The sequence below is a fragment of the Kribbella sp. NPDC050820 genome (assembly GCF_040653975.1).
In the GTDB taxonomy this organism is placed as follows: domain Bacteria; phylum Actinomycetota; class Actinomycetes; order Propionibacteriales; family Kribbellaceae; genus Kribbella.
In genome coordinates, this window is the sequence record NZ_JBFAHB010000042.1 from 24,869 (window position 1) to 50,594 (window position 25,726).

The 25,726-nt window shown below is 69.6% G+C and carries 26 protein-coding genes; 21 read left to right on the plus strand and 5 right to left on the minus strand.

Features of this window, described 5'->3' with window-relative positions:
- Positions 1–43: 43 nt before the first annotated feature.
- The 8 genes from AB0H36_RS29620 to AB0H36_RS29655 all read left to right on the plus strand — a co-directional run bounded on the left by AB0H36_RS29620 (position 44) and on the right by AB0H36_RS29655 (position 6,613).
- Positions 44–685: an HAD family phosphatase gene (locus tag AB0H36_RS29620; protein WP_360530618.1), complete on the plus strand. Its 642-nt coding sequence runs from the start codon at positions 44–46 to the stop codon at positions 683–685.
- A gap of 15 nt (positions 686–700) precedes the next feature.
- Positions 701–1,873 (plus strand): alanine racemase, encoded by a 1,173-nt coding sequence (gene alr / locus AB0H36_RS29625; RefSeq protein ID WP_360530621.1) that lies wholly within the window; start codon positions 701–703, stop codon positions 1,871–1,873.
- A gap of 6 nt (positions 1,874–1,879) precedes the next feature.
- Positions 1,880–2,998 (plus strand): alpha/beta hydrolase, encoded by a 1,119-nt coding sequence (locus AB0H36_RS29630; protein ID WP_360530624.1) that lies wholly within the window; start codon positions 1,880–1,882, stop codon positions 2,996–2,998.
- Entirely contained in the window at positions 2,995–3,921 is a 927-nt protein-coding gene (tsaE, locus tag AB0H36_RS29635) for a tRNA (adenosine(37)-N6)-threonylcarbamoyltransferase complex ATPase subunit type 1 TsaE (RefSeq protein WP_360530627.1), read from the plus strand. Before AB0H36_RS29630 ends, tsaE begins: the two co-directional genes overlap by 4 nt.
- On the plus strand, positions 3,921–4,589 hold the full coding sequence (gene tsaB / locus AB0H36_RS29640) for a tRNA (adenosine(37)-N6)-threonylcarbamoyltransferase complex dimerization subunit type 1 TsaB (RefSeq protein WP_360530630.1): 669 nt from the start codon (positions 3,921–3,923) through the stop codon (positions 4,587–4,589). The genes tsaE and tsaB overlap by 1 nt, the downstream gene beginning before the upstream one ends.
- Positions 4,586–5,035, plus strand: coding sequence for a GNAT family N-acetyltransferase (locus AB0H36_RS29645; protein ID WP_360530633.1), 450 nt, complete (start codon positions 4,586–4,588; stop codon positions 5,033–5,035). The genes tsaB and AB0H36_RS29645 overlap by 4 nt, the downstream gene beginning before the upstream one ends.
- A 76-nt stretch (positions 5,036–5,111) precedes the next feature.
- Positions 5,112–6,167, plus strand: coding sequence for a tRNA (adenosine(37)-N6)-threonylcarbamoyltransferase complex transferase subunit TsaD (gene tsaD, locus AB0H36_RS29650; RefSeq protein WP_360530636.1), 1,056 nt, complete (start codon positions 5,112–5,114; stop codon positions 6,165–6,167).
- Complete coding sequence (locus AB0H36_RS29655) at positions 6,164–6,613, plus strand: GNAT family N-acetyltransferase (protein WP_360530639.1); 450 nt, start codon at positions 6,164–6,166, stop codon at positions 6,611–6,613. The genes tsaD and AB0H36_RS29655 overlap by 4 nt, the downstream gene beginning before the upstream one ends.
- Before the next feature lie 291 nt (positions 6,614–6,904).
- On the opposite strand, the gene AB0H36_RS29660 is transcribed toward AB0H36_RS29655, so the two are convergent.
- Genes AB0H36_RS29660 through AB0H36_RS29670 form a run of 3 tightly spaced genes read right to left on the minus strand, consistent with a single transcriptional unit; the run spans position 6,905 to position 9,598 of the window.
- Positions 6,905–7,675 carry an alpha/beta hydrolase gene (locus AB0H36_RS29660; RefSeq protein ID WP_360530642.1) on the minus strand — a complete coding sequence of 257 codons (771 nt, stop codon included), beginning with the start codon at positions 7,673–7,675 and terminating at the stop codon, positions 6,905–6,907.
- Between the two features lie 27 nt (positions 7,676–7,702).
- On the minus strand, positions 7,703–8,881 hold the full coding sequence (locus tag AB0H36_RS29665) for a class I SAM-dependent methyltransferase (protein WP_360530645.1): 1,179 nt from the start codon (positions 8,879–8,881) through the stop codon (positions 7,703–7,705).
- A gap of 9 nt (positions 8,882–8,890) precedes the next feature.
- Positions 8,891–9,598, minus strand: coding sequence for a peptidoglycan-binding domain-containing protein (locus AB0H36_RS29670; RefSeq protein ID WP_360530648.1), 708 nt, complete (start codon positions 9,596–9,598; stop codon positions 8,891–8,893).
- A 210-nt stretch (positions 9,599–9,808) separates the two neighbouring features.
- Between AB0H36_RS29670 and groES the strand changes: the two genes are divergently transcribed.
- The 11 genes from groES (at position 9,809) to AB0H36_RS29725 (ending at position 19,379) form a co-directional block, all read left to right on the plus strand.
- Positions 9,809–10,105: a co-chaperone GroES gene (gene groES / locus AB0H36_RS29675; protein ID WP_130384566.1), complete on the plus strand. Its 297-nt coding sequence runs from the start codon at positions 9,809–9,811 to the stop codon at positions 10,103–10,105.
- Positions 10,106–10,264: 159 nt separating this feature from the next.
- Entirely contained in the window at positions 10,265–11,884 is a 1,620-nt protein-coding gene (gene groL, locus AB0H36_RS29680) for a chaperonin GroEL (protein WP_360530651.1), read from the plus strand.
- Between the two features lie 82 nt (positions 11,885–11,966).
- Positions 11,967–12,410 carry a GNAT family N-acetyltransferase gene (locus AB0H36_RS29685; protein ID WP_360530654.1) on the plus strand — a complete coding sequence of 148 codons (444 nt, stop codon included), beginning with the start codon at positions 11,967–11,969 and terminating at the stop codon, positions 12,408–12,410.
- 13 nt (positions 12,411–12,423) lie between these two features.
- Entirely contained in the window at positions 12,424–13,119 is a 696-nt protein-coding gene (locus AB0H36_RS29690) for a DNA alkylation repair protein (protein WP_360530658.1), read from the plus strand.
- Positions 13,120–13,229: 110 nt separating this feature from the next.
- The gene (shbA, locus tag AB0H36_RS29695; RefSeq protein WP_360530661.1) at positions 13,230–13,850 is read left to right on the plus strand and encodes an RNA polymerase sigma factor ShbA; all 621 of its coding nucleotides are present in this window, start codon (positions 13,230–13,232) and stop codon (positions 13,848–13,850) included.
- Positions 13,843–15,147, plus strand: coding sequence for a hypothetical protein (locus tag AB0H36_RS29700; RefSeq protein WP_360530664.1), 1,305 nt, complete (start codon positions 13,843–13,845; stop codon positions 15,145–15,147). Before shbA ends, AB0H36_RS29700 begins: the two co-directional genes overlap by 8 nt.
- Positions 15,148–15,321: 174 nt before the next feature.
- Positions 15,322–16,836 carry an IMP dehydrogenase gene (guaB, locus tag AB0H36_RS29705; protein ID WP_360530667.1) on the plus strand — a complete coding sequence of 505 codons (1,515 nt, stop codon included), beginning with the start codon at positions 15,322–15,324 and terminating at the stop codon, positions 16,834–16,836.
- Positions 16,837–16,888: 52 nt separating this feature from the next.
- Entirely contained in the window at positions 16,889–17,020 is a 132-nt protein-coding gene (locus tag AB0H36_RS29710; protein WP_360530670.1) for a hypothetical protein, read from the plus strand.
- Positions 17,021–17,097: 77 nt separating this feature from the next.
- Positions 17,098–18,204: a GuaB3 family IMP dehydrogenase-related protein gene (locus AB0H36_RS29715; RefSeq protein WP_360530673.1), complete on the plus strand. Its 1,107-nt coding sequence runs from the start codon at positions 17,098–17,100 to the stop codon at positions 18,202–18,204.
- Positions 18,201–18,923 carry an acyl-CoA thioester hydrolase/BAAT C-terminal domain-containing protein gene (locus AB0H36_RS29720; RefSeq protein WP_360530676.1) on the plus strand — a complete coding sequence of 241 codons (723 nt, stop codon included), beginning with the start codon at positions 18,201–18,203 and terminating at the stop codon, positions 18,921–18,923. Before AB0H36_RS29715 ends, AB0H36_RS29720 begins: the two co-directional genes overlap by 4 nt.
- Before the next feature lie 57 nt (positions 18,924–18,980).
- Positions 18,981–19,379 (plus strand): hypothetical protein, encoded by a 399-nt coding sequence (locus tag AB0H36_RS29725; RefSeq protein ID WP_360530678.1) that lies wholly within the window; start codon positions 18,981–18,983, stop codon positions 19,377–19,379.
- On the opposite strand, the gene AB0H36_RS29730 is transcribed toward AB0H36_RS29725, so the two are convergent.
- Positions 19,376–20,284 (minus strand): TIGR03086 family metal-binding protein, encoded by a 909-nt coding sequence (locus tag AB0H36_RS29730; protein ID WP_360530681.1) that lies wholly within the window; start codon positions 20,282–20,284, stop codon positions 19,376–19,378. The two genes, AB0H36_RS29725 and AB0H36_RS29730, sit on opposite strands and share 4 nt — an antisense overlap.
- Before the next feature lie 63 nt (positions 20,285–20,347).
- Complete coding sequence (locus tag AB0H36_RS29735; protein WP_360530684.1) at positions 20,348–21,799, minus strand: hypothetical protein; 1,452 nt, start codon at positions 21,797–21,799, stop codon at positions 20,348–20,350.
- Between the two features lie 205 nt (positions 21,800–22,004).
- Here AB0H36_RS29735 and AB0H36_RS29740 point away from each other — a divergent pair, with 205 nt between their 5' ends.
- Together AB0H36_RS29740 and AB0H36_RS29745 are read left to right on the plus strand one after the other, a co-directional pair.
- Positions 22,005–23,597: a succinic semialdehyde dehydrogenase gene (locus tag AB0H36_RS29740; RefSeq protein WP_360530687.1), complete on the plus strand. Its 1,593-nt coding sequence runs from the start codon at positions 22,005–22,007 to the stop codon at positions 23,595–23,597.
- Positions 23,594–25,294: a GMC family oxidoreductase gene (locus tag AB0H36_RS29745; protein ID WP_360530690.1), complete on the plus strand. Its 1,701-nt coding sequence runs from the start codon at positions 23,594–23,596 to the stop codon at positions 25,292–25,294. Before AB0H36_RS29740 ends, AB0H36_RS29745 begins: the two co-directional genes overlap by 4 nt.
- The last annotated feature ends 432 nt before the right edge of the window (positions 25,295–25,726 follow it).

The window sequence follows — 25,726 nt, forward strand, 5'->3', positions numbered from 1 at the left end:
CGCAACACCTGTTGCGGCGGCCGCATTGCATAAGGTGGCCCGCGTGAGCGGACTGGTGATCTTCGACAACGACGGCGTGCTGGTGGACTCCGAGCGGCTGGCCAACACGATCCTTGCCGAGCTGCTGACCGAGGCGGGCCTGCCGTACACGTTCGAGGAGACGGTCCGCGACTTCATGGGCGGCAGCATGGCCTCGATGCGGCTGAAGGCCGAGGCGCAGCTGGGTGGGCCGTTGCCGGCCGACCTGGAGGATCGCTACCACCAGCGGCTGTTCGACGGGTTCGCCAACCTGCAGGCGATCGCCGGCGTCGAAGCGGTGCTCGACCACCTGGACGCGGAAGGTGTCCGGTACTGCCTCGCGTCGTCCGGCACCCACCGCAGGATCCGTACGGCGCTCACGACGGTCGGCTTCCTGGACCGCTTCGAGGGCAGGATCTTCAGCGCGGAGGACGTTGCCCACGGCAAGCCCGCACCGGACCTGTTCCTGCACGCCGCGAGCTCGCTGGGCGTCAAACCCGGTGACTGCGTGGTCGTCGAGGACAGTCCGCTCGGCGTCGCCGCGGCCAACGCGGCCGGGATGAAGGTCTTCGGGTACGCCGGCATGACGGACCCGGCGAAGCTGTCCTCGGCGGACGCGGTTTTCCACGACATGGCCGCCCTGGCGGAACTGATCGACGGGGCCTGAGACACTGGAGGAGCTATGTCTACCCTCCAGTCACTTGGCGGCGAGCGCCCGGTCCGCGCCGAGGCGGTCGTCGACCTTGCCGCGATTCGTCACAACGTCACCACCCTGCGTGCCCGTGCCGCGGGCGCCCAGCTGATGACCGTGGTCAAGGCCGACGGCTACGGCCACGGCATGGTCCAGGTCGCCCAGGCCGCCCGCGAAGCAGGCGCCGACTGGATCGGCGCGGCCGTGCTCGAGGAGGCGCTCGCGCTGCGTGACGCCGGCGACACCGGCCGGATCTTCTGCTGGCTGACCACGCCGGGCGAGCCGCTGTCCGATGCGATTGCGGCCGGCATCGACCTGTCCGCGGGCGCACCGTGGGTGATCGACGAGCTGGTCGCCGGCGTCGAGGACCGGCCGGCCCGGGTCCACCTGAAGATCGACACCGGCATGAGCCGGGGCGGCGCCGTACCGGAGGAGTGGCCGGCGCTGATCCGCGCCGCGCTCGCCGCGGAGAAGGCGGGCCGGATCGAGATCGTCGGGATCTGGTCGCACCTGGCGTCGTCGGACGAGCCGAAGAGCGCGGCCAACGAGGCGCAGCTGGCCACGTTCACCGAGGCCGTCGAGATGGCCGAGGAGTTCGGCATCGACGCCGAGTTCAAGCACCTGGCCAACTCCGGCGCGACGCTGGCCCTGCCCGAGACCCATTTCAACCTGGTCCGGCCGGGTGTGGCGACGTACGGGCTCTCGCCGTTCGGGCACGCGCTGCCGTCGACCGAGCTGGGGCTGATCCCGGCGATGACGCTGAAGGCCCGGCTCGCGATGGTGAAACGCGTCCCGGCCGGCGCAGGCGTCTCCTACGGCCTGACCTGGACCGCGCCGCGGCCGTCGACCCTCGGCCTGATCCCACTCGGGTACGGCGACGGCCTGCCGCGGCACGCCTCGAACGGCGGCCCGGTCCAGGCGCGCGGGGAACGCCGTACGATCGTCGGCCGGATCTGCATGGACCAGTGCGTGGTCAACCTCGAGGAGGACCAGGCGGACGCGGGGGACGAGGTGGTGCTGTTCGGCCCCGGGACCGCCGGCGAGCCGACCGCGGACGACTGGGCCGATGCGGCCGGGACCATCAACTACGAGATCGTCACCAGGCTGGGGCCCCGGATTCCACGCCGGTACGTCGACAGCTCCACCGCCCCGATCGAGAGGTAGACCGTGGTGTCCAAGGCAGGGCGGACCGCCGGTCTGATCGGAGCCGCGGTCGGAGTGCTGGCTGCCGGAGCGGCGGCAGGAGTCGCAGTTGAGCGGCAGGTCATCGGCCGCCGGTCGGGTCAGCGTGCTCAGCTCGAGGCCGAGCCGTTCGGCTCGCTGCGTGGCACGCCCTACGTGTTCACCGCCGACGACGGCGTCGAGCTGTACGTCGAGGTCGACGAGCTGAAGCGGTCCCGCCGGCCGGAGCCGCCACCGAAGCGCCGCTTCGGCAAGAAGCTGCCCTTGCCACCGGAAGACCTGACGGTGATCTTCGCCCACGGCTACGGGCTGAACATGGACTGCTGGCACTTCGAGCGCCGCGACCTGGCCGGCATCGGGACGATGGTGTTCTACGACCAGCGGTCGCACGGCCGGTCCGGGCGTTCGCCGAAGGAGAACGTCAGCATCGACCAGCTCGGCCGCGACCTGTACGGGATCTTCGAGGAGTTCGCGCCGACCGGCCCGGTGATCCTGATCGGCCACTCGATGGGCGGCATGTCGATCATGGCGCTGGCCGAGCAGCACCCGGAGCTGTTCGGCGACCGGATCATCGGCGTCGGCCTGTGCTCGACCAGCGCGGGCGCCCTGGACCGGGTCCCGATCGTGTTCCCGGGCAAGGTCGGCATGTTCGCCCGGGCGCTGGCCACCCCGACGGTCGCCGCGCTGGCCCGGATCCCGGACGTGGTCGAGCGCAGCCGGAAGGCCGGCACCGACATCAGCTACCTGCTGACCCGGAAGTACTCGTTCGGCTCCGAGGTGCCGCCGGCGTTCACCGAGTTCGTCAACGAGATGATCGCGGCGACGCCGATCTCGGTGATCGCGGAGTTCTACCCGATCTTCGCGCTGCACGACAAGTACCACGCCCTGGAGCCGTTGCAGAAGGTGGAGTGCGTCGTGATCGGCGGCGACAAGGACCACCTGACCCCGTTCGAGCACGCCGAGGAGATCGTCCGGCACGTGCCCGGCGCGGAGCTCGTCGAGGTGAAGAACTGCGGGCACCTGGGCCTGATCGAGCACCACCGTGAGTACACGGCCGCGCTCCTTGGCATGATCGAGCGAGCCGAACAATCCTTGGGACACACATGACAGACCTGCACGTCGTCGACGCGACCGCCGAGCACGCGAATGAGATCGTCGCGGTGATCCACCACGCGTTCTCCGCCCGCCGGGTGCTCGACCCGCCGTCGACCGCCCTGACCGAGAACGCGACCACCGTCACCGACGCTGTGAACAAGTACGGCGGCCTCCTGGTCCGGGTCAACGGCTCCCCGGCCGGCGCGGTGCTGTTCGAAGAGAGCGGTGACGTCCTCAACCTGCGCCGCGTCTCGGTCGACCCGCGGCACCAGGCGCGCGGCGTCGCCTCGGCGATGGTCGGTTGCGCCGAGGAGGTCGCCGTACGGCGTGGGCTGAGCCGGGTGCAGCTGATCGCGCGAGTGGAGTTGCCGGACACCGTGGAGTTCTGGCGCCGGCGTGGGTACTCGGTCGTCGAGCAGCACGACCACAACCTGATCTACGCGAAGGCGATGCCGGCCGAGCTGACCGTGCCGACGGCCGACGACATGCGGGCGATCGGCGAGGAGATCGCCGGTCAGCTGCACGCGGGCGACGTACTGGTGCTGTCCGGTGACCTGGGCGCGGGCAAGACGACGTTCACCCAGGGCCTCGGCGCCGGGCTGAAGGTGCGGGGTGACATCACGTCGCCGACATTCGTGATTTCGCGAGTGCACCCGTCGCTCGCGGGCGGGCCGGCGTTGGTGCATGTGGACGCTTACCGGCTGGGTGGGCTGGCCGAGCTGGACGATCTCGACCTCGACGCGAGCCTGGACGACGCGGTCACGGTGGTCGAGTGGGGTCATGGGCTGGCCGAGTCGCTGGCGCCGGACCGCCTGGACATCGTGGTGACCCGCGGCGACGACGACACCGACGAGACCCGGGAGATCCGAGTCACCCCGGTGGGCCCCCGCTGGGCCGCGTCCGGCCTTCGCGTGTCTGTACTGGAGAAGAACTGATGTTGCTTGCTTTCGACACCTCTAGTGCTGCGGTCACCGTTGCGCTGGCCGATCCGGTGAGCGGCGAGATCCTGGCGTCGTCCACGACCGTCGACGCGCTGCGGCACGGTGAGCTGCTCGCGCCCGCGATCGCCACCTGCCTGGAGACCGCGGGCTGCTCGGTGCGCGACCTGACCCGGATCGCCGTCGGCGTCGGACCGGGGCCGTTCACCGGGCTGCGGGTCGGTCTGGTGACCGCTCGGACGATGGCCGACGTACTCGGGATCGAGGTCGCCGGCGTGTGCAGCCTCGACATCCTGGCCCGGCAGACCGACCTCATGCTGCCCGTGGCCGTCGCGACGGACGCGCGACGCAAGGAGATCTACTGGGCCCTGTACGACGGTCCGGCCGCGGACGGTAGCCGTCGTCGGCTGGAAGGCCCGGCTGTGGACAAACCGGCCGACGTAGCGCACGTCTTGTCCGGCCTGCCGGTGATCGGGCGCGGCGCGGTGCTGTACGCCGATGCGCTCGGGGTCGCGGACGTCGCGGTCGTCGAGTACCCGTCGGCCGAGGTGCTGGCGACCGGCGTCGCGACCGGGACGCTCGACGTCGTCGGACCGGAGCCGCTGTACCTGCGCCGCCCGGACGTCACGCTGTCGGGCGGACCGAAGAGCGTGCTGCCGAAGTGAGACCCGCCATTCGACCGGCGACCGCGGACGACCTGCCCGCACTGGTCGCGCTGGACGAGGTGTGCTTCGGGTCGGAGGCGTGGAGTACGGTCTCGTGGACGGGCGAGTTCGAGCGGCGGTCCGAGGACCGGGTGATCCTGGTCGCGGACGAAGGAGCCGTCGTCGGGTACGTCGTACTGCTGGTGCCGCCGGTGGCGCTGGACGTGGTCGAGTTGCTGCGGATCGCGGTGACGCCGGCCGAGCGCCGTACCGGGATCGGCGGACAGTTGATGACGGCGGCGCTGGCGCAGTGCAGCGGGCGGACGGTCTTGCTGGAAGTTGCTGCGAGCAACGAGTCGGCGGTCGGGCTGTACGCCGGGTTCGGGTTCGAGGAGATCAGCCGGCGGCGCGGGTACTACGCCGGCGGCGAGGATGCGGTGATCATGCGGTGGCGGGAGGATGCGTGAACGAGCGCAGCGAGCGAACAAAAAGTAGAGCAACGCGTGTTGGTCACACCGGAGCCGAGCGAAGCGAGGTGGAGGTGTGACCAACAGCGAGCCCCTGATCCTGGGGATCGAGACGTCGTGTGACGAGACCGGGGTCGGGATCGTCCGGGGGCAGACGCTGCTCGCCGACGCGATCGCGTCCAGTGTCGAGGAGCACGCCCGGTTCGGCGGCGTCGTGCCGGAGGTCGCCAGCCGTGCGCACCTGGAGGCGATGGTCCCGACGATCCGGCGTGCCTGCGAGACCGCCGGCATCAAGCCGACCGACGTCGACGCGGTCGCCGTCACCAGCGGGCCCGGTCTGGCCGGCGCGCTGCTGGTCGGTGTCGCCGCGGCCAAGGGGCTGGCGTTGTCGCTCGACAAGCCTTTGTACGGCGTGAACCACCTCGCGGCCCATGTCGCCGTCGACACGTTGGAGCACGGCGACCTGCCGAAGGGTTGTGTCGCGATGCTGGTGTCCGGCGGGCACTCGTCGCTGCTCGCGGTCGAGGACATCACCGAGGGCGTGGTGCCGATGGGCAGCACCATCGACGACGCTGCGGGGGAGGCCTTCGACAAGGTCGCGCGGGTGCTTGGGCTGCCGTTCCCTGGCGGTCCATATGTCGACAAAGCGGCCCGTGATGGTGGTGACCGGCTGTACGTCACGTTCCCGCGCGGGCTGACGTCGCAGCGGGACCTGGAGCGGCATCGGTTCGACTTCTCCTTCTCCGGCTTGAAGACTGCCGTGGCGCGGTGGGTCGAGGCCCGGCGTCGCGACGGCGAGGACGTGCCGGTGAACCACGTGGCCGCGGCCTTCCAGGAGGCGGTCTGCGACGTGCTCACCCGGAAGGCGATCGACGCGTGCAAGGACCGCGGCTTCGAGCACCTGCTGATCGGTGGCGGGGTCGCGGCGAACTCACGGCTGCGCGCGATGGCGGAAGAACGCTGCGCCGAGGCCGGCATCGCCGTACGGGTGCCGCGGCCCGGGTTGTGCACCGACAACGGCGCGATGGTGGCGGCGCTCGGTTCGGAGTTGGTTCGGGCCGGGAAGGCGCCGTCGCCGCTCGAGTTGCCGGCCGACTCGTCGATGCCGATCACCGAGGTGCTGAACAAGTGAAGTGGACCGGGCCGGACGGCTTCGAGGCGGACGACTCCACCGAGCTCGTCGACGTCGACGTGGTGCATGGGTTCCTCAGTACGTCGTACTGGGCGGAGGGGATCCCGCGGGAGGTCGTGGCGCGCTCCATCGCGGGCAGTCTCAATCTCGGGGTGTACGGCGCGGACGGGGCGATGGTCGCGTTCGCGCGAATGGTGACGGACCGGGCGACGTTCGCTTGGCTGGCCGACGTGTTCGTGGTGCCGGAGCAGCGGGGGCATGGGCTCGGCAGGTTCGTCGTGTCGACGTTGCTCGAGCATCCGGACCTCAAGGGGGTCCGGCGGGTCATGCTGGCGACCGCGGATGCGCATGAGCTCTACCGCAGCTACGGCTTCGGTGATCTCGAGGACCCGAGCCGGATGATGATCATCCGGCGGGATGCGGCCGAGCTGTACGGCACGGCCTGAGTCCTGCTGCGGCGCGGGATTCTGCTGCAGCGCGGGGAAGGGCGCGGCAGAGACCTGGGGCTGGTGCGCCGCTCGATCCCCAGGTGAACGGCCAGCGGCAAACCGGTTCTGCCTCTCACCCTGCCCGACCCAGGTGAACGCACGACTTCACCAACGTAACGGCTTAGTGGCGGGCCTCCGGGAGGCTGCAGCAGCAGACGCAGCACCTCGCCCACCGGAAGCCTCCCGAAGACCCGCACGTAAGATCGATCATATGTTCGACTGTACTCAGAACGCAACTCGCCGGGTGTCTTACTGGGTGACCCCCTCGAGGAAGGTGAACAGCGCCTGTTTCGCGACGGTGGCCTCGGTTCCGTCGAGGAGCTCGACGCCGTGCGCGGTGGAGCCGGTGACCACGACCAGCTTCTTGTCCTTGGCGGGTACGGCGGCGAAATCCTTGCGCACTTCGGCGACTGGCAGGCGGTCCCCGTCGCCGGCCAGGTACAGCGACGGAACCCGGAGCTTCGCGGCCAGCGGCGTGGTCGGCAGCCGGTGCTCCACGTCGTACCAGGATGCGCAGCTCAACACCGCGACGCCGGAGACCGCCGGGGTGATCATGGAGCCGCCAATCATGGATATGCAGCCGCCGATCGAGCCGCCGGCCAGCACGACCTTGGTCGCGCCGGCGGCCCGGACCTGGTCCACGACGGCCTGCAGCTCCTTGACCCGATCCAAGCCGGTGAGGGTGCCGTACTCCCAGAGTGCGACCCGGTAGCCACGGGCGACCAGCTCGGTCGCGACACCGGACCAGTCGCACGGCGAACCGCCCCACTCGTAGGACAACACGACGGCCCGACTGGCGTCACCCAGCTGCACGCCGCTGACCGTGGCGCCGCCGGCAACCGGCGCGGTGAACGCCTTCGCGTCCGAGGACGGGCATGCGGCCATCATCCCGACCGGGGCGGACGTCGTCGGCGAGCTCGGTGGCGGCGCGGCTGGATCGGACCCGGACCCGGACCCGCATCCGGCCAGGCCGAACGCGACGACGACGAAGAGGACCGCCGACCGACCGGCGTTCAGCATGGCCACCTCCAAGGGCGTCCCGGCAGATTATCCAGGCCACCCTGCTGTGGGGCTGGGAGCGACTCGGCGGCAGGAGAAGGCAATCGCGTCGCGGTCGATGCGGGTGATGATCAGGGTTGCCGAGCCGGAACCCTTCGGCGCGAGCTTCCTCCGCAGCTGGGCGGGGTCGAGGTCAACGCCGCGCTTCTTGATCTCGAGCGTGCCGATGTCATGGCTGCGGACCCAGGAACGCAGCGCCTTCTCCTTGTAGGGCAGCTCTTCCAGAACCTCGTACGCCGACGCGAGTGCAGTCGACACCAGGGCGTCGGCGGTGACGTAGGCGATCCGGGGGTCCAGCAACCAGCCGTCTACTGCGGCGGCCACTGCAGTCACCAGGCCGGCACGCACCACAGCGCCGTCGGGTTCGTAGATGTACTGACCCACTGGACCGCTGTCGGCTTCGGGGGCGTCGGTGACGGTCGCGCCGCTGGGTAGAAGCGTTGCCCGACGAGTGATGCCGGCGTACAGATGACCGGACCACAGTGCTGCCTCCTTCACTTCGCCGGCGTCGCTGACCCACTCGGCCTCCACACCATCCGGTACGGCGTCATGCGGGATGCCGGGCGCGACCTTCACGCAGGCCGTGCGGTTGAGGAGCCCCGTGACGAAGGACCACGGTGGCGAGTAGGCGTTGTGGTCGAACACGCGCCGCCCGTCCGCCCGCCGCGCCGGGTCCGCGAACACCACGTCGTACGGCGCGAGGTCGATGGACTCGGCGTCTCCGACGATGACCTCGCCGGGCAGTCCGAGTGCTGCCAGGTTGGCGCGGGCGGCGTCGGCGGTGGCTGGGTCGCGCTCGACTCCGGTGACCCGTAGGCCCGCGCGTGCGGCGCTTATGAGGTCGCCGCCGATGCCGCAGCCCAGATCGACCACGCTGCTGCCGGGCATTGTCGCTGCGATGCGCTGCGCCCTGTGCGCGCCGACAGTACTGCGGGTCGCCTGCTCCAGGCCGTCTGGCGTGAAGTACATCCTGGCCGCGTCGCTGTCGAACTTGGAGACCGCCCGGTGGCGTAGCGCGGCCTGTGTGACTGCGGCACTCACGAGCGTGGCGTCGTACTGCCGGCGGAGCTTCTCGACGAGCTGGAGCTCGCGGCCCGGCTGGAAGTTCGTGCACGCCTCGGCCAGCAGTTCGGCGCCGGCGCCGTCCAGCAAGGCAGTGACTGTCACCCCGTCACTTTAGAGGGGGCTCGAGCAGCCCTTGCTCCAGCTTCGGGTGGACATCGAGTAGAGGCGCCAGTTCATGGCTGAGCGGGTTTTCGGGCCGTAGATGCCGTCCGCGACCAGCTTGTGCTTGCGCTGGACCATCCGGACCACTGCGCGGGTGTTGCTGCCGTAGATGCCGTCGACGGCGAGCTTGGTGCCGTAGCAGAAGTTCAGGTTGCGCTGGAGCACGCGGATTGCGGTGTCCGGGTCGCCGAACACTGTGGAGCCGCGGTGCGGGTCGTCGCCGTACATCAGGTTGCAGTAGGTGCTGGAGGCGCCGTACACGGACGGCATCGGGATGCCCCAGGTCCGATTGACCGGCACGAGCATGGCCGACCGGCACTGCGGCAGTGCAGCAGCCGCAGCAGCGGCTCTGGTGCTGGCAGTGTCCGCGGCCGGGGCCTGCTCGGGCGGTGCGACGGCTGGTGCGTCCGCACCGGGCTCTGCAGTGGGCTGGTCCTTCGATGCGCCCGCGGCGACGGCGCCGACCGCGAGCGCGCCGGCCGCGGCCAGGACCGCGACAGTGCGGCCGGACAGTTTGGGCAGAGAGAGAAAGCTGAGGGCCATGGTCTCCTCGGGCACCCGGTCCCGGAGCGGCCGGGACGCCGTACAGACAGAACGGTCCCACGCCGACCCCGGGTTGGCCCAGCACTCGACCACATTCCGCAGCGGCTCGATCACAGTCCGCCGGTCAGAGCTGGTGCGGGTCGTGGTTTCGCCGTGGGCGTGATCCTGGCACTCGAGTTGACCGAGTGCTAAAGGCGGCCTAGATTCGGTATTGGCACTCTCCGGTGGAGGGTGCCAGCGGTCCGGCCCTTGACCCCCGCGACGGCAGGGGAGCGCGACCATCGCAGAACCACAGACAAGCGAATCGACCGTGGAGGTCAGCAAGTGTCGGTCACGATCAAGCCGCTCGAGGACCGCGTCCTCGTCGCGCCGCTCGAAGCCGAGCAGACCACGAAGTCCGGCCTGGTGATCCCGGACACCGCCAAGGAGAAGCCGCAGGAGGGCGAGATCCTCGCCGTCGGTCCGGGCCGGATCGACGACAACGGCAACCGCGTCCCGCTGGACGTCGCCGTCGGCGACAAGGTCATCTACTCCAAGTACGGCGGCACCGAGGTCAAGTACGACGGCCAGGACTACCTGATCCTGGGCGCCCGCGACATCCTCGCAGTCGTCAGCAAGTGACGACTGCTCGCTGTTCCTGACTGACACCGCCCTGGTGCCGTACCGGCGCCGGGGCGGAGTCGGTCTGGGCCCCCGGCCGGGGTGATGGGCGGGGGAGTTGGGCGCAGCGCTCGTACTGCTGTCACGAAGAGCGAATTTCAGAGAGGGACTGGATTTTTCATGCCGAAGATCCTCGAGTTCGACGAGAACGCGCGGCGCGCCCTGGAGCGCGGCGTCGACAAGCTCGCGAACACGGTGAAGGTGACGCTGGGGCCGAAGGGCCGCTACGTCGTCCTGGACAAGAAGTGGGGCGCCCCGACCATCACCAACGACGGTGTCACCGTCGCCCGTGAGGTCGAGCTGGACGACCCGTTCGAGAACCTTGGTGCGCAGCTGACCAAGGAGGTCGCCACCAAGACCAACGACATCGCCGGTGACGGCACCACCACCGCGACGGTGCTGGCGCAGGCGCTGGTGCACGAGGGCCTGCGGGCGGTCGCCGCCGGCGCCAACCCGATGGGCCTCAAGCGCGGTATCGAGGCGGCCGTCGAGGCTGTCTCGGCCAAGCTGGTCGACACCGCCCGCGCGGTGGACGACAAGGGCGACATGGCGCACGTCGCCACCATCTCCGCCCGGGACGCCGAGATCGGCGCCCTGATCGCGGACGCCTTCGACAAGGTCGGCAAGGACGGTGTGATCACCGTCGAGGAGTCGAACACCTTCGGCACCGAGCTCGAGTTCACCGAGGGCATGCAGTTCGACAAGGGCTACATCTCGCCGTACTTCATCACCGACGCCGAGGCCGGCGAGGCGGTGCTGGAGGACCCGTACATCCTGATCCACCAGGGCAAGATCTCCGCGATCGCGGACCTGCTGCCGCTGCTGGAGAAGGTCGTGCAGTCCGGCAAGTCGCTGCTGATCATCGCCGAGGACGTCGAGGCCGAGGCGCTGTCCACCCTGGTGGTCAACAAGATCCGCGGCAACTTCACCTCGGTGTCGGTCAAGGCGCCGGGCTTCGGTGACCGCCGCAAGGCGATGCTGGAGGACCTGGCCGCGCTGACCGGCGCGCAGGTGGTCGCTCCCGAGGTCGGCCTCAAGCTGGACCAGGTCGGTCTGGAGGTGCTCGGCACTGCTCGCCGGATCGTCGTCACCAAGGACAACACCACCGTCGTCGAGGGCGCCGGCGAGGCCGACGCGATCGAGGCCCGGGTCAACCAGATCAAGGCCGAGATCGAGCGCACCGACTCCGACTGGGACCGCGAGAAGCTGCAGGAGCGGCTGGCCAAGCTGGCCGGTGGCGTCTGCGTGATCAAGGTCGGCGCGGCCACCGAGGTCGAGCTCAAGGAGAAGAAGCACCGGATCGAGGACGCGGTGTCCGCGACCCGGGCCGCGATCGAGGAGGGCATCGTCGCCGGTGGCGGCTCCGCTCTCGTGCACGCGGCGACCGTGCTGGACAACGGCCTGGACCTCGAAGGTGACGAGGCCACCGGTGTCCGGATCGTCCGCAAGTCGATCGTCGAGCCGCTGCGCTGGATCGCCGAGAACGGCGGTTACGAGGGCTACGTGGTGACGTCGAAGGTGGCCGAGCTCGAGTCCGGCAGCGGCTTCAACGCCGCCACCGGTGAGTACGGCGACCTGCTGGCCCAGGGCGTGCTGGACCCGGTCAAGGTGACCCGGTCCGCGCTCGCCAACGCCGGCTCGATCGCCGCGCTGCTGCTGACCACCGAGACCCTGGTGGTCGACAAGCCCGAGGAAGAGGAGCCCGCCGCCGCCGGTCACGGCCACGGCCACGGTCACTGATCCTCAGGTCGAACGACAACCGCCCGGCTGGTCCACGGACCAGCCGGGCGGTTCGTCTTTGCCGGTGTGGTTGGGTTGGGGAGTGATTCGGGAGCGGACCGAGGCGGATCTCGCGAGCTGTGCCGAGATTCTGCGGGAGGTGCACGAGGCCGCCGGTTATCCGGTCAACTGGCCAACGGACCCGACCCGGTGGCTGACACCGCCGGGCATGCTCGGCGCCTGGGTGATCACGACCGACGACGGCAGCGTGGCGGGCCATGTCGTGCTGACCGCGGACGCGTCCGGCGGCGCGCTGGTGGAGCGGCTGTTCGTGGACCCGAAGGCCACCGGCGGCGGGTTGGGCCGCCGCCTGCTCGACCACGCCCTCGCGGTCGCTGACCGGCCCGTCACCCTGGAAGTCGCCGACAACTGCCACGCCGCGATCGCCCTCTACCAACGCTCCGGCTGGCGCGAGACCGGCCGCAGTCCCGTCGACTGGGGCGGCGACCACGCGTCCGCCGTACTTCACTTCGAACCGCCGAACTGACTACGCTCCCAGGATGGACCGGACGGCATCCGCGCTGGTCGACGAGTTACGGTCGGAGGGCCGACCGGCCGAGCATCCGCAGAAGCACTACCACGGCTCGGCCGCTGTTCTCGGCGTCCGGATGGGGACGCTGTTCGGGATCGCCAAGCGCTACACCGCGTTGCCGTTGAGCGAAGTCGACCGGCTGCTCGACGTCGCGGAGTACGAACCGCGCCTGGCGGCGTTCTGCGTGCTCGACTTCAAGGCCAGGAAGGCGAAACTGCCGGCCGACGAACGTCGCGGCTGTTACGAGCTGTACCTCGGCCGACACGACCGGATCGACACCTGGGACATGGTCGACCGGGCCGCCCCACGCGTCGTCGGCAGCTATTTGCTCGACAAGCCACGTACGCCGTTGTTCGAGTTGGCCCGGTCGGCTGATCCGCTGCGCCGGCGTACCGCGATGACGGCGCCGCTCGCCTTCACCGGATCCGGTGATCCCGACGCGCTCGCCGACCTCTTCGCCCTGGCCGAGTTGCTGGTCGACGACACCGACCCGGTCGTGTCCAAGCCCGTCGGCATCGCCCTCAAGTACGCCGGTGCCGCCGACGAGCTCGCTCTCCGCGCCTTTCTCGACCGGCATGCGGCCCGGATGCCACGCCCGGCCCTGCGTTACGCCGTGGAGAAACTCGACCCGTCCGACCGCCAGTCCTACCTGACCCGCGGGTAGTGACAGATCGTGACCAAAAACCTGGTGCGATCACGAATTGCCACTAGGCAAGAGAAGATGAGCGCCGTACCATCTTTCAGGCTGACCGGTCCAACACGAGGGGGCGAGGGGTGACCGAGGTCCAAGTACCGCACACCCACGACCGGGTCGAGCTCAGGGATCTTGCCGCGCTTGCGAGCGAAGGCGACCGGACAGCTCTCAACGACCTGTTGACAAGGGTGCGCGCCGTGGCTCACCGCTACGTGCGGTCCCGGCTCTGGACGTACCCCGGCGGCGCCGACATGGTCGACGACGTCGCACAAGAAGTCTGTGTCGCGGTGTTCGGCGCGCTGAGCCGGTACCGTGATGAGGGGAGGCCTTTCGAGGCTTTCGTCTACGGCATCGCGGCCCGCAAGGTCGCCGATGCCCAGCGTGCGTTCGCGGTGGCCGACGTCTCGACGCCGGACCTGCCGGACGGCGCGGACGAGTCACCGACGCCGGAGGAGCACGCAGTCCGGCACTCGGAGGTCCAGCACATCATGGGCCTGCTGGACAAGTTGCCGGAGAAGTTGCGGGAGATCCTGCGGCTCCGGGTGGTAGCGGGGATGTCAGCCGAGGAGACCGGCCGGGCACTGGGGATGACACCGGGGGCGGTGAGGGTCGCACAGCATCGAGCGTTGAACACGCTCAGGGGGTTTGTGGGGCATGAGGCACAGCTGGAACGAGGAGCAGGGGAGGGGAATCATGGCTGACCGTTTCGACCTTGACGCGATCGACGCCGATGACGCGCTTCTCGACCTGCTGGCCGCTGGTGGGGAGTCCGCGCGTACCGCGGGAGAGCATGACCCGGCCGTCAAGCTGCTGGCCGAGCTACGGCTCGCGGTAGAGGTCGAGGACGAGCTCCCGGTGGAGACGATCGACGACCCGGAGAGCTTCCTGGCGCGCTGCGCGGCGCTGAACCCGGTGACGGACCCGTTCGCCCGCAAGGTGGCGACGCGTGGTCTGGCGCTCGGGGTCGCCGCGGTGGCCGCGCTGTCGGTCTCCGGTGTTGCCGCGGCCGTCACTGGTGATCCGCTGTCGCCGTACGAGAAGGTCATCGAGAAGATGGTCGACGCGGTCCGTCCGCAGACCAGCTTCCCGAAGGAGCAGCTCGACGGAATGCCGGTGGTCGACAAGACGAAGATCGTCAAGGTCGCCAAGGACTTCCAGAAGAAGCAGGAAGAGCGTCGCGACGCCGAGCAGAAGGCCGCCGAGAAGGTCGCGCCGACGCCGCCGGCCACCGCCGTGCACGCCCTGCCGGAGGTGCTGCAGCGGGTCGTGCCCGAGCAGAACCCGACCGTCACCTCGGTCCCGCCGACCAAGCCGGTCGAGACGACCAAGCCGGCCGACACCGGGAACACGGAGGAGAAGCCGGCCGACGAGCCGACGACCGAGCCGTCGACGGAGCCGACCACCGAGCCGAGCACGGAGCCGACGACCGAGCCGAGCACGCCGCCGTCGACCGACCCGACGACGCCGACGACCGAGCCGACCTCGGAACCGACGACGACGCCGAGCACGCCGCCGAACAACGAGGAGACCGGCGAGACCGGGAACAACCCGGTCACCGACCCGACGACGACGCCGACCACGGTGCCGAGCAACGACACGGGGTCGGAGCAGGGCTCCTCGGACGAGGGCTCGGACTCCGGTGACACCCAGCCGGCCGAGGACCCCGGTGCGGACCAGAAGGAGCCGCCGACCGACGCGCCGCTGGAAGAGCTCACCGAGATCATCAAGGAGGTCCTGCCGGACGTCCTGCCGACACCGACCGGTGCGCCGGTCGAGGTGTCGGGCGCGGAGGAGTTCTTCGGGTCGCAGACGTCTGCGAAGCACTCCAGCGGCCAGCTTGCGACCGGCTCGGTCAAGCAGACCTACGCCAAGGGCAAGCACTCCAGCGGCACGTACGCCGAGGGCAAGCACGCCGCCATCGCCCGCGCTCACGGCTCCACGGAGTCGACCGAGGTCCTTCAGATCCTGGACGTCGTCAACACACCGACCACCCGCTGACACTGTCCGCCCGGCCCGCCACGGCCGGGCGGATTCACGGGTGGTCCTGGCGCCACGTCGTACCGGGTGTGTACGGCGGGTGACGGCCGGCTGTGGATGGCGGATTCGGGGGTTGGGTGCGGGCGGCATAGGATGGTGTCCCGTTCTCGCCGTGCAAAGGTGCCTGTTTTCCCTATGGACATCACACCCGCTGGAGTTCCCGACAAGTTCGCCGTCCTCGGTCTCACCTTCGACGACGTGCTGCTGCAGCCCAACGAGTCCGACGTCATCCCCTCCGAGGCCAGCACCCGGTCCCGGGTGAGCCGCAACGTCGAGGTCAACATCCCGCTGCTTTCCAGCGCGATGGACACCGTCACCGAGGCCCGGATGGCGATCGCCATGGCCCGGCAGGGCGGTCTCGGCGTCCTGCACCGCAACCTCTCGATCGAGGACCAGGCCCAGCAGGTCGACCTGGTCAAGCGCTCCGAGTCCGGCATGATCGCGCAGCCGATCACCATCGGCCCGGACGCCAGCATCGGCGAGGCCGACGCGCTCTGCGGCCAGTACCGGATCTCCGGTGTGCCGGTGGTCGACGACGCCGGTGTCCTGGTCGGCATCGTCACCAACCGCGACATGCGGTTCGAGAACGACCTGACCCGGCCGGTGCACGAGGTGATGACCAAGCAGCCGCTCATCACCGGCAAGCAGGGCATCTCCGCCGACGACGCGATGGCGCTGCTCAGCCGGCACAAGGTGGAGAAGCTCCCGCTGGTCGACGACGCGGGCAAGCTGACCGGCCTGATCACGCTGAAGGACTTCGTGAAGCGGGACAAGTTCCCGCTGTCCACCAAGGACTCGACCGGCCGGCTGATGGTCGGCGCCGCGATCGGCTTCTTCGGCGAGGCGTACAAGCGTGCCATGACCCTGGTCGAGGCCGGTGTCGACGTGCTGGTCGTGGACACCGCGCACGGTCACTCCCAGGCCCAGCTCGAGATCATCCGCAGGCTCAAGGCCGACCCGGCCACCCGCGGCGTGGACGTGATCGGCGGCAACATCGGCACCCGCGCGGGCGCCCAGGCGCTGGTCGAGGCCGGCGCGGACGGCGTCAAGGTCGGCGTCGGCCCGGGCTCGATCTGTACGACGCGAGTCGTGTCCGGCGTCGGCGTACCGCAGGTCACCGCGATCTACGAGGCATCGCTGGCCTGCAAGCCGGCCGGTGTCCCGGTGATCGGCGACGGCGGCCTGCAGTACTCCGGTGACATCGCCAAGGCCCTCGTGGCCGGCGCCGACACGGTCATGCTGGGGTCGCTGCTGGCCGGTTGCGAGGAGTCGCCGGGCGACCTGGTGTTCATCAACGGCAAGCAGTTCAAGGCGTACCGCGGGATGGGTTCGCTCGGCGCGATGTCGTCGGCCGGCGGGCTGCGCAAGTCGTACTCCAAGGACCGCTACTTCCAGAGCGACGTCGGCACCGACGAGAAGCTGATCGCCGAGGGCGTCGAGGGCCAGGTCCCGTACCGCGGCCCGCTGTCCGCCGTCGCCCACCAGCTGATCGGCGGCCTGCGCCAGTCGATGTTCTACTGCGGCTCCCGCACCGTCCCCGAGCTCCAGGACAAGGGCCGCTTCGTCCGCATCACCTCAGCCGGCCTCCAGGAGTCCCACCCCCACGACATCCAAATGACCGTAGAAGCCCCCAACTACTCCGGCCGCTGACCCACCCGAACACCCCCGCGAAACCCGCGGGGTCCTGCTGAATGTCGGGTTGATGTCTGAGACGGCGGATTCGTTCGTGCGGAGGCTCCTCGCGGCCTCCCCCAGACCGGGTGAGCGTGGCGTCGACATCGAGGGGCTGCTGGAGCCGAAGCTCGGCGCCGAGTTTCGGCAGCGACACAACTGACCTCGGGCCCGCGGGCTGCGTGTCCACCGGCGGATCCGCGCGCCGGGCGGGCGAGGGGCTACCGGTAGATTGTCGGTATGAGTGAGATTGAGATCGGGCGGGCGAAGCGGGGGCGGCAGGCGTTCGCGTTTGACGACATCGCGATCGTGCCGTCGCGGCGGACGCGGGACCCCGAGGAGGTCTCGGTGGCCTGGCAGATCGACGCCTACCGGTTCGAGCTGCCGATCCTGGCCGCGCCGATGGACTCGGTGATGTCGCCGGCCACCGCGATCGCGATCGGGAAGGCCGGCGGTCTCGGTGTGCTCAACCTCGAAGGTCTGTGGACCCGGTACGAGGACCCGTCGAACCTGCTGGAGGAGATCACCTCCCTCGGCAAGGAGCAGGCGACGCACCGGCTGCAGGAGATCTACTCCGCGCCGATCAAGCCCGAGCTGATCTCGCAGCGGGTCCAGGAGATCCGCGACTCCGGCGTCACCGTGGCCGGCGCGCTCTCCCCGCAGCGGACCAAGCAGTTCGCGAAGCACGTCGTGGACGCGGGCGTCGACCTGTTCGTCATCCGCGGTACGACGGTCTCGGCCGAGCACGTGTCGGGTCAGGCCGAGCCGCTCAACCTCAAGCAGTTCATCTACGACCTCGACGTACCGGTGATCGTCGGTGGGTGCGCGACGCACCAGGCCGCGCTGCACCTGATGCGGACCGGGGCGGCCGGTGTGCTGGTCGGATTCGGCGGCGGCGCGGCGCACACGACCCGCAAGGTGCTCGGGGTCGCGGTGCCGATGGCGTCCGCGGTGGCCGACGTGGCCGCGGCGCGGCGGGACTACATGGACGAGTCCGGCGGCCGGTACGTGCACGTGATCGCGGACGGCTCGGTCGGCCGGTCCGGCGACGTGGCGAAGGCGATCGCCTGCGGCGCCGACGCGGTGATGGTCGGTTCGCCGCTGGCGCGGGCGAGCGACGCCCCGGGCGGCGGGTTCCACTGGGGCGCCGAGGCCTGGCACGCCGATCTGCCCCGCGGCGAGCGGGTCGAGGTCGGTGTCACCGGGACACTCGAGCAGATCCTGTTCGGCCCGTCCTGGGTGCCGGACGGCACGATGAACCTGGTCGGCGCGCTCAAGCGCGCGATGGCCACCACCGGCTACACGGAGCTCAAGGAGTTCCAGCGAGTCGAGGTCGTCGTAGGTTGACCACGGGCGTCCTGCTCCTGCACGGATCCAGTGGTACGCCGGATCTGGAGCGGGCCCGGATCCTCGAGGCCGAGGGGTACGACGTCCTCGCGCCGCAATGGTTCGACGCCAAGATCAGCGAGATCCCGCTCGAGTCGTTCCCACTCGACGAGCTCAAGCAGCGCAACAAGCGGATCGTGATCATGGGCGTGTCCCGCGGCGCCGAAGCGGCCCTGCTGCTCGGCGCCCTCGACGAACGCGTCGACGCGGTGATCGCACTCGCCCCCACCGCATACGTCTGGGCCTGGAACGACGCCGGCCACCAGACGTCGGCCTGGACCTGGCAGGGCGAACCCCTGCCGTTCGTCCCGCTCGACCTGACCTGGCAACCGGACGACGACCCACCCAGCTTCACCCCCTGGTACCGCCAGAGTCTGAAGAAGTACGACGGAGACGCCGCCCGGATCCCGGTGGAGCGGATCCGCGGCGAGGTCCTGCTCGTTGCCGGCGGTGACGACCGGGTCTGGCCGTCGGTGCAGTTCGCGGAGCAGATCAGCCTGGCGCGCGAGGCTCGCCCCACCCGGACGGTGGTCGCGGCGAGGGCCGGGCATCGGGTGATCCTGCCCGGGGAGACGCCCCAGAGCGGCGGGCAGCGGATGGCCCGAGGTGGGACCGAGGAGGCGGATCGGGAGCTCGGCGAGCTGGTCTGGCCGCAGCTGCTGCGTACCCTCGCCGGATGAACCGGAGCGACCTGCGTCGAGTCCTCGCGGCTTGAGCAGTTCTGAAAGGATGGCGGCATGGGACTGTTCAGCCGACGGAGCAACCAGGACGCCGACAACGTCGCCCTCGCCGCCGCGCGGGCCAGACTCGCCCCTGACGACGTGGACCAAGTGCGGTTCCTGCTCACCACGAAGAAGTCGGTGCACGCGGTCAAACTTGTCCGGGACCGGACCGGCCTGGACCTGAAGACCGCCAAGGGCCTCGTCGACGACATCCGGCTCGGGCGCTACGTCCCACCGGTCACCGACACCCCGGTCGTCCGCGTGCCCGGCACGAACCTGGCGGAGCGCACCCGCGCCCTCAAGGCGCAGGGCGAACTCCACCAGGCCACCGCCCTGGTGGTCTCCGAGACCGGGATGACCGAGGCCGAGGCCGGCCTGTTCGTCGGCGCTCTGAAGACGGACCTACCGGACTAGCCCTTCACGTACGACAGCTTCTCGGCGATCTTGCCGTCGCGCAGGCGCAGTACGTCGACGCCGCGGACGTGACCGCGCTCGCCGGACGATTCCCGCCACGAGTACGTCCAGCGGACGAAACCCCGGTCACCCTGCACGAAGGTCTCCTCGGTCTCGAACCGCGGGTCATCCGTGTTCGCGAACAGCTTCTCCCACACGGCCCGGACGGCGGCCGCGCCCTCGAACCGTTCGCCGTCCGGCGCGGGTGAGGTGGACTCGAAGACGCAGTCGTCGGTGACCAGCGCCATCACGGCCTCGATGTCCTGCCGGTCGAAAGCAGCCCCGAAACGGGTGACGACGGTGTCCGTCGTCGACCAGTTCGGGTCGCGGCCGAAGGCGCCGATGAGCTGGTCGGCCGGGTCCGTGAAGCCCTCGACGGAAGCGGCGACCATACCGGCCGAGCGGTAGAGCTCGGCCCGCTCCGCGAACCAGGTCGCGACCTCGTCCACCACGTCCGGATCCAACCGTGGGTCCGCCCCGATCGCGGCGGCCAGGTCCCACCCGTGCACGAGGTGGTCGGCCGCGAGTTGCCGCAGGTACTCGGACGCGTCCTCGTCGCCGTACGAGAGATGGACCTTCTCGATCGGCTGGTCCGCGGCGCCCTGAGCGGCCCGGGCGGCCGCCGTCGCGGCGGACACCGGGTCGTCGCCGAGCAGGTCGCCGTCCAAGGCGGCGCCGACCTCCGCGATGGTTTTGCCTTCCATCAGCGGCACGGTCCAGCGTTCCTCGCCGACGACGTGATTCACCAGGTCACGAACGTTCCAGTCCGAGCAGGGCGTCGGAGCCGTCCACTGGTCGGGTCGCACCTGGTTGACCAGCAGGGCGAAGTTGTCGACCGTTCGATTGTGCAGTTGCACTACATGCATGTTCGTTCCCCCTCTCAAGCGCCAGCGTCCGCCTGGCGAGGGGAAGCGTCAATTACCCGGAGGTTACCGGCCGAGTTGGAGCTGCTGGGCGGCCTCGTGGGCGTGCTGGGACGCCATCACGTCTCCGGTCGCCGCGAGCAGGTCGCCGTGGTGCCGGTAGCAGGAGCCGGCGAGGTCCTTCATCACGGCGTCGTCGTCCGTGAACGGGATCAGCGCGGTCGCGACCTCCGCACACCAGCCGCCGAGGTCCAGGGCGAGGTCCGTCCGGCCGGCCTGGTAGTACGCCTCGGAGATGTCGAGCAGCAGCTGCGCCCAGATCGGCGCGTAGGTACTCGTCTCGTACCGCATCCGGTGCGACTCCCGCTCGGACGAGATCGCGAACAGGTAGTGCGCTTCCATGCCCAGCGTGAGCGCGGTGTCCACGTCCTGCATCAGCAGCGGACGGACCAGTTCGCTCAGCTCGGTCGCGCGTACGGCGGCTGACTCCGGATCGGTGCGACCGGACACCGTCGCCAGCGTCATCCCGGGCGCGGGCTCACTCAGCGCCACCAGCCGGTGGTACTGCTCGAACGGGCCGAGCTTGATCTCCGCGTTCTCGAGCGCCGCGACCAGAGTCAGCGGCAGGCCGCGGTCCAGCTCCTCGGTGACCCGTTGAGCGGTCTCCGCGTCGGTGTCGAACGCCGTCCGCAGGCAGGTCTCGCCTTCCATGATCCGGCCGACGACGCCGAGGTGCTTGCCCTTCCGGGTGAGCGCGGCGACCAGCGTGCGCATGTCGGTCGCCGACTCCGAGTCCGCGAGCGTGTCGGCCGTGCTCAGGCCGACCTCGTCCGCCTCCAGCGCCAGGTCGAGCCGGCCCTCGGCGGCATGTACGTCGGCCGACACGGCGGTCGCCGTACACAGGTAGCGCGCGTAGGACAGCGACTGCGGGCTCTCGTTGATCTGGTCTGCGAGCTGCAGGAACAGCTGCGTCGCCGCGTCGGCGGACGCGACTGCCAGGGCGGGGTCGCCGTACCGCCGCAGGATCAGCGCGTTCATCGCCAGCACCCGGGCGAAGTCCGGCTGGTGCTTCAGCCCGTCCTTGCCGCCGACGAGCTGGCCGTACGCGATCACCGCGCCGTCCATCTCCAGTACGGCGGTCGCGCCGTGACCGCGGTGCGCCTGGGTCATCGCCCGCCGGGCGCGCACGTCGGCCAGGAAGGAGGTGGCGTCGAGGACGCCGGCGTCGCTGAGCTCGGTGTAGCCGAGCTGGGCCTCGTGCAGCGCGGCAAGCGCTTCCTCGTGCCGGCCGGACGCGTTCAGCGAGCCGGCCAGCTCGTACTGCGTCGCGGCCATCAGGTGCTTGGCCTCGTAGTGATTCGGGTGCCCCTCGGCGCGCTCCCGGGCCAGCTCGATCACGCGTTGCTGGTACGGCCCGGCCTCGTCGGCCCGGCCTTCCTCGATCAGCACCTGTGCGGTCTGCAGAGCCTCAGCGAGCTCGTCCTCAGGAGGCGTCCACAGCCCCCCGCTGTCCACCATCTCGACGTTCCACCCCTTCGCAGGTTCAGCCGTTCAGCTTAGTGGTCTGCCGGGTGGAACGCTGAGGCCTGACACGGCCGATTTCCGGTACTGACATGGGTATTACCGGCAGGTAGCCTGGTTACATGAGCGAGCGTAGCGAGCGAATCAAAGGCAGAGCAGCGTTTTCGCTCATTCCGGAGCCGAGCGCCAGCGAGGTGGAGGAATGAGCGAGCAGACCTCGATTCCTGCGGATCCCGAGCTCGACCCGACCGCGTCGTACGCGACCGATCAGTCGGTCGTCCGCCGCCTGTCGGGGCTGCTTCGCGCCTCGGCCGGGGTGCGGACGTCGCACGCGCCGGCCACCGGTCAGCCGATCGCCACGCTGCCGGTGTCCAGCCCGGACGACGTGGTCGCAGCGGTCCGATCCGCGCGCCGGACCCAGCAGACCTGGAAGCGGGTGCCGCTGGCTGAGCGCGCGGCGATCCTGCTGCGGTACCACGACCTGGTCCTGGACCACCGGCACGAGCTCGTGGACCTGGTGATCCTCGAGTCGGGCAAGGCGCGCAAGCAGGCCTTCGAGGAGGTCGCGCACGTCGCCCTCACCGCTCGCTACTACGGCCGCAAGGCCGCCGAATTGCTCGAGCCGCAGCGCAAGCTGGGCATGTTCCCGATCCTGACCCGGGCCGAGCAGCGGTTCGTGCCGAAGGGCGTCGTCGGCATCATCTCGCCCTGGAACTACCCCCTCAGCATGGCGATGTCCGACGGCCTACCGGCCGTGCTCGCGGGCAACGCCGTCGTCCACAAGCCCGACAGCCAGACCCCGCTGACCGCGCTCAGGGCGATCGAGCTGCTGTACGACGCCGGCCTGCCACGTGAGGTCTGGCAGCCGGTGAACGGCGACGGCCCGACTGTGGGCGGCGCGATCATCCAGAAAGCCGACTACATCTGCTTCACCGGCTCGACCAGGACCGGCCGGCTGGTCGCGAAGCAGGCGGGCGAGCGGCTGATCGGCTGCAGCCTGGAGCTCGGTGGCAAGAACCCGATGCTCGTACTGAGGGACGCCGACATCAACCGGGCCGCAGAAGGCGCCGTACGGGCGTGCTTCTCGAGCGCCGGCCAGTTGTGCGTCTCGATGGAGCGGCTGTACGTCGCCGACCAGGTGTACGACGCGTTCGTCACCGCGTTCATCGACCGGGTGAAGAAGCTCCGGATCTCCGCCGGGACCGGGTGGGACGTCGACATGGGCTCGCTGATCTCGAAGGCGCAGCTGGAGACCGTGACCCGGCACGTCGACGACGCTCGTGCGAAGGGCGCCGTCGTACTCGCGGGTGGCAAGGCGCGGCCCGACATCGGTCCGCTGTTCTACGAGCCGACCGTGCTGTCCGGGGTGACGCCGGAGATGGAGTGCTTCGACAACGAGACGTTCGGGCCGGTGGTGTCGATCTACCGGTTCTCCGACGAGTCCGAGGCGATCCAGCGCGCGAACGAGGGCGAGTACGGGCTGAACGCGAGCGTCTGGACCCGGGACGGCCGGCGCGGCCGGGCTGTCGCGGCCCAGCTCGTGGCCGGCACGGTCAACGTGAACGAGGCGTACGGCGCGACGTTCGGCTCGATCGACACCCCGATGGGCGGGATGCGGGCCTCCGGCCTCGGGCGCCGCCAGGGCGCCGAGGGCATCCGCCGGTACGTCGACCCGCAGGCGATCGCCACCCAGCGGGTGCTCCCGATCGCCGCCTCGCACGGCATCTCCGACGAGGCGTACGCCGAATTCATGACCGGCGCCCTCCGAGTGCTGAAGAAACTGGGCCGCCCATGAAGTTCGACTATGACGTCGTCATCATCGGGTCCGGGTTCGGTGGCAGCGTCAGCGCGTTGCGGCTGACCGAGAAGGGCTACAAGGTCGCCGTACTCGAGGCTGGGGCACGGTTCGAGGACGCCGGGTTCGCGAAGAACTCGTGGGACAAGAGCCGGTTCCTGTTCGCGCCGAAGCTCGGCTGGTACGGCATCCAGCGGATCAGCGCGCTGCGGGACGTGATCATCCTGTCCGGCGCCGGGGTCGGCGGCGGCAGCCTGGTGTACGCGAACACTCTGTACGAGCCGCTGCCCGCGTTCTACACCGACCGCCAGTGGGCGCACATCACCGACTGGAAGTCCGAGCTCGCGCCGTACTACGACCAGGCCAAGCGGATGCTCGGCGTCACCACGTACCCGCACTTCACGCCGGCCGACGAGGTGATGAAGCAGGTCGCCGACGACATGGGTGTGGGCGAGACCTTTCACCCGACCCCGGTCGGCGTCTTCTTCGGCGAGCCCGGCGTCGAGGTCGACGACCCGTACTTCGGTGGCGCCGGACCGCGTCGTACCGGCTGCATCGACTGCGGCGAGTGCATGACCGGCTGCCGGCACAACGCGAAGAACACGCTGACCAAGAACTACCTCTACCTGGCCGAGAAGGCCGGCGCCACGGTCTATCCGATGACCACGGTCACCTCGGTCGAGCCGCTGCCGAACGGCGGGTACGCCGTCGACACCCGCCGTACTTCGAACCGCAAGATCACCCGCCAGTTCACCGCCCAGCAGGTCGTGTTCGCCGCGTCCGCCCTGGGTACGGCGAAGCTCCTGCACCGGCTCCGGGACGAGGGCAAGCTACCGCGACTGTCCGACCGGCTCGGCGTGCTGACCCGGACCAACTCCGAGTCGCTGCTCGGGGCGATCGCCAGGGACCGCGACGTCGACTACAGCCGCGGGGTCGCGATCACCTCGTCGTTCCACCCCGACGACATCACCCACATCGAGCCGGTCCGGTACGGCAAGGGCAGCAACGCGATGTCGCTGCTGCAGACCGTGCTGACCGACGGGGACGGGGACCGGCCGCGGTGGCGGACCTGGGTGCGTGAGCTCGGCGTGCAGCGGAAGAACATCCGCCGGCTGTACGACCTCAAGCACTGGTCCGAGCGGACCGTGATCGCGCTGGTGATGCAGACCGCGGACAACTCGATCACCACCTTCGGGAAGCGGGACCGGTTCGGCCGCTGGCGGCTGTCGTCGAAGCAGGGACACGGCGCCCCGAACCCGTCCTGGATCCCGGTCGCGAACCAGGTGGTCCGGCGGATGGCGAAGCTGATGAACGGCACGCCCGGCGGCACCATCGGCGAGCCGTTCAACGTGCCGATGACGGCGCACTTCATCGGCGGCTGCGCGATCGGCGACTCACCCGAGACCGGCGTGGTCGACCCGTACCACCGGGTCTACGGGTACGACGGCCTGCACATCCTGGACGGGTCGACGATCTCGGCGAACCTCGGAGTGAACCCGTCGCTGACGATCACCGCGCAGGCCGAGCGGGCGCTCTCGTTCTGGCCGAACAAGGGTGAGAACGACGTCCGGCCACCGGTCGGATCGGCGTACCGGCGGGTGCAACCGGTGAAGCCGGGGCATCCCGTCGTACCGGCCGATGCGCCGGGGGCGCTGCGGCTCCCGATCATTCCGAAGCCGTCTGTGACGAAGTCGTAACACAACGACAATAGTTCACCTGCTGTCAGGTGAAATGAAGAAACCTCAGCAAACCCGTGAGGCTGCTGAGGCTGGTGGGAATTGTCAAAAGCTCCGGAAAAGGGAGCAGGTCCCTCGGGAACGTTTCCGCCCAAATCGTTTCCCGAGGGACCCACTCAAGCCGGGGTGAGGCGCCCGGCGCTTTGGGATCGGGTCACCAACCACGGCTGGCGACCCGAGCTCTTGGTCACTACCTTACATCCGATTCCCGGAGTTTCGAGGTTTTGCGAGTGGTTGTGACCACTCTGCGTGCCGATCGTAATGATCAGCTTTTCGTCGCTCCTTGTAACCGGGTGGCGGTCTTCCTTGCGGTAACCGCCTCTGCACACATCAACGAGCCCGTCTACGGGGGGTTACGAGGTTCTGCAGAAAATCCCGGAAAGTTTTGCCGGG